Below are 2,756 nucleotides of genomic sequence, written 5' to 3'. Positions count from 1 at the left end.
AAAATAGCACATAGCGGAACAATGACCAGTTTGAAAGGATATTTCATTGAATTAGTCTTAAATTTACCTGGTGAATCTAAGACTTTAAAAATAACGATTATGCTTGGAGATTTAATGGGAATGATGGGTAAACTCAAAGAGGCTCGAGAAAAGGTGGCAGAAACCAAAGAGCGGCTCAAAACAGTGACCCTTCAGGAAGTCAGCGAGGATGGGGCTGTAACGATTGTGGTTTCTGCCAGCCGGGAAATCCGTGAAATACATATCGATGATGCCCTCTTAAATGACAAGGAGCAACTCACCGATTATCTGGTTATCACCCTGAACCGCGCCCTCGATAAAGCCGGTAAGATACACGATACTGAACTCGCTGCAGTGGCCAAAGAGGGTATGCCCAATATCCCGGGCCTGGACGCACTGCTTTAGGGTGCTCATAAAATCCTTCAAAAGAACCGCTGAATTCAGATATACCTCTGTAATTTTAAATCTGTGAAAGGGGGATACTTGAGTTGCTAATCTTTTATTGAGGAAACCTACAAATAATCAGGCCTTAACGGGTTCGAGGTTTTTCAGGGTAGCCAGTACGTACTGGTGCATCTGTTCTGTGTAGTCCAGGTGGGTGACCAGTCGAAGTTTGCCTTCCCCCATTCCGATCAGTCGAATGCCTTTTTCATTTAAGGCCCGGACTACATGGGTATCCGAAGTCATTTCTGTGTCTACCTCGAATATGACGATATTGGTCTCGACCGGGGCAACAAAGGTGACAAAATCCCTGTTTTGCAACTCCGCACCGATCTCTTTTGCCCTTCGATGATCCTCTGCCAACCGCCCCCTGTTGTTTTCCAGGGCGTACAGGCCAGCTGCGGCCAGATACCCTGCCTGACGCATACCGCCCCCCAGCACCTTGCGAATGCGCAGGGCTTTTTCCATCGATTGTTGTGAACCGAGAAGCAAAGAACCAACCGGGCATCCAAGGCCTTTACTCAGGCATACACTGATGGTATCAAAAAGGGCTCCGTAGGCTTCAGGACCCTCGGGAGTAGCGGCCAGGGCATTCCAGATCCGGGCGCCGTCCAGGTGGTATCGCAGCTGATGGCGGTCACAAACCTTTTTGATTTCCCGGAGCTCCTGAAAATCCCAGCAGGCGCCTCCCCCTTTGTTTGTGGTATTTTCAATACACACCAAAGCCGTTTTCGGGCTGTGGTAAAAATCCGGAGGGTTGATCGCCCCCTCTACCTGCCCGGCTGTCATCATTCCCCGGTTTCCGTCCACAAGGCGACAGGAAACCCCACTGTTGAAACTCACGCCCCCTCCTTCATAATTATACACATGGGCGTACTTATCGCAAATGAGTTGATCCCCGGGTTCGGTATGCAGTTTAATCCCCGTCTGGTTGGCCATGGTGCCACTTGGAAAAAAAAGGGCCGACTCCATTCCAAAGAGACGTGCGACTTCCGTCTCCAATTCATTTACTGTGGGGTCCTCCTTAAAAACATCGTCACCCACAGCGGCCCCCATCATGGCCTTTAACATTCCGGAATTCGGACGGGTTACTGTATCGCTGATCAAATTAACTTCCATAACCTGTACCTATTGTTGTGAACACGCCATTCCGATTGGAGAGCCATCGGGAATTTTCGGTACGTCCCCGGCTTTAAACTTTTCCGGGTATTTCTCAAAAGCTTCAATCCTTCGAAGCATTTCCCTAGCCAGGGCATCCCCATCCCCCGATTTTAAAAGGAACCTTTTCTGAGTATTAATGGCCTGCAGGGCCGCTGCATTCACCTGGGGATGTACATCGGTATGCGTGGCGAGTACCATAAGATGCTTTAACACCCGAAAATTGATCACCTCCTGCACACCGGAGAGGTATCTATCTTTTTGAGGGTTGTTCAAGGTCTGGTTTACCAGCGCATCCAGGACATCATCCAGCCCCAATTGCCCCGGTTCCATTCCCTGTTGATTTACAAGGCGGGATGCGCGTTCAGGGTGCAGTAAGAGGCCCAACGTCATATCTGCGGCCGTTTCAGCGGCCCCAAGGGGGTCGAAACTCACTCCGGACCGGCCTCTGAAAGACTCCCGTGTTTGAGAATACCCTACAGGCCTTGGTGGAAACCATTTGAGAATATCCCTCGGAATGGCCAGTTGATCCGCATCGAGAGTTTCAAGTACGCTGTTCAGGGCTTGTTCCTGCTCCTTTCTGGGAAGAAAGCTCCAGGGAGTGGCACTCTCATCGCGGGTGGCGTATGAATAATCCATCCCACCGACCATTTTGACGGCAGCTTCTGTCTGATAGCGATGTAAAAAATACAGGGGGACAAAAACATCTTCGAGCACCGCATAGGGTTCTTCTGAACGGATATTTGCCGGCGAAAACTGTTCCATAGCTGTTTCTCTGAGTTCCAGGACCCGATCCAATTCCTCAGAGGCGCTCTTTCCGTTATCCCACAGGTGTGCCTTCGCATGAGCCCCTCCCTGAGCTCTGGCATCCCTGTCCGAGATATATATAAGCCCTGCATCTCCCGCGGCTTCAAGAATATCCCACAAGGCTTTGTGGGAGTCCGTTCCCTCCGGAAAATCAGAATAGGAATATGCCACGGTTACTTTATCCCAATCCCCGATACCTGTTTCGTAAGCCCCGGAAAAATCAATTTTACCACCTGTCAATTTAAAATCAGGATGTGGATAATCCATCACAGAAGTCTTGTTCGTACTGGAAGCGGCAAAATTGTGCGCAAAGCCCAGGGTGTGCCCTATCT

At 50.0% G+C, this 2,756-nt stretch carries 3 protein-coding genes; 1 reads left to right on the top strand and 2 read right to left on the bottom strand.

Annotated elements, in window-relative coordinates:
* Nucleotides 1-99 precede the first annotated feature (99 nt).
* Nucleotides 100-423, top strand: coding sequence for a YbaB/EbfC family nucleoid-associated protein (locus tag WBV75_RS14045; RefSeq protein WP_424121211.1), 324 nt, complete (start codon nt 100-102; stop codon nt 421-423).
* A 117-nt stretch (nt 424-540) separates the two neighbouring features.
* Here WBV75_RS14045 and WBV75_RS14040 read toward each other — a convergent pair whose 3' ends face one another.
* Together WBV75_RS14040 and WBV75_RS14035 are read right to left on the bottom strand one after the other, a co-directional pair.
* On the bottom strand, nt 541-1,578 hold the full coding sequence (locus WBV75_RS14040) for a threonine aldolase family protein (protein ID WP_424121210.1): 1,038 nt from the start codon (nt 1,576-1,578) through the stop codon (nt 541-543).
* A 9-nt stretch (nt 1,579-1,587) separates the two neighbouring features.
* Nucleotides 1,588-2,756: zinc-dependent metalloprotease (locus tag WBV75_RS14035; protein WP_424121209.1), on the bottom strand; the 1,169-nt coding region annotated here is incomplete at its 5' end.

It is taken from the genome of Robiginitalea sp., from assembly GCF_049588695.1.
Classification (GTDB): domain Bacteria; phylum Bacteroidota; class Bacteroidia; order Flavobacteriales; family Flavobacteriaceae; genus Robiginitalea.
This window is presented reverse-complemented; position numbering and strand designations above follow the sequence as displayed.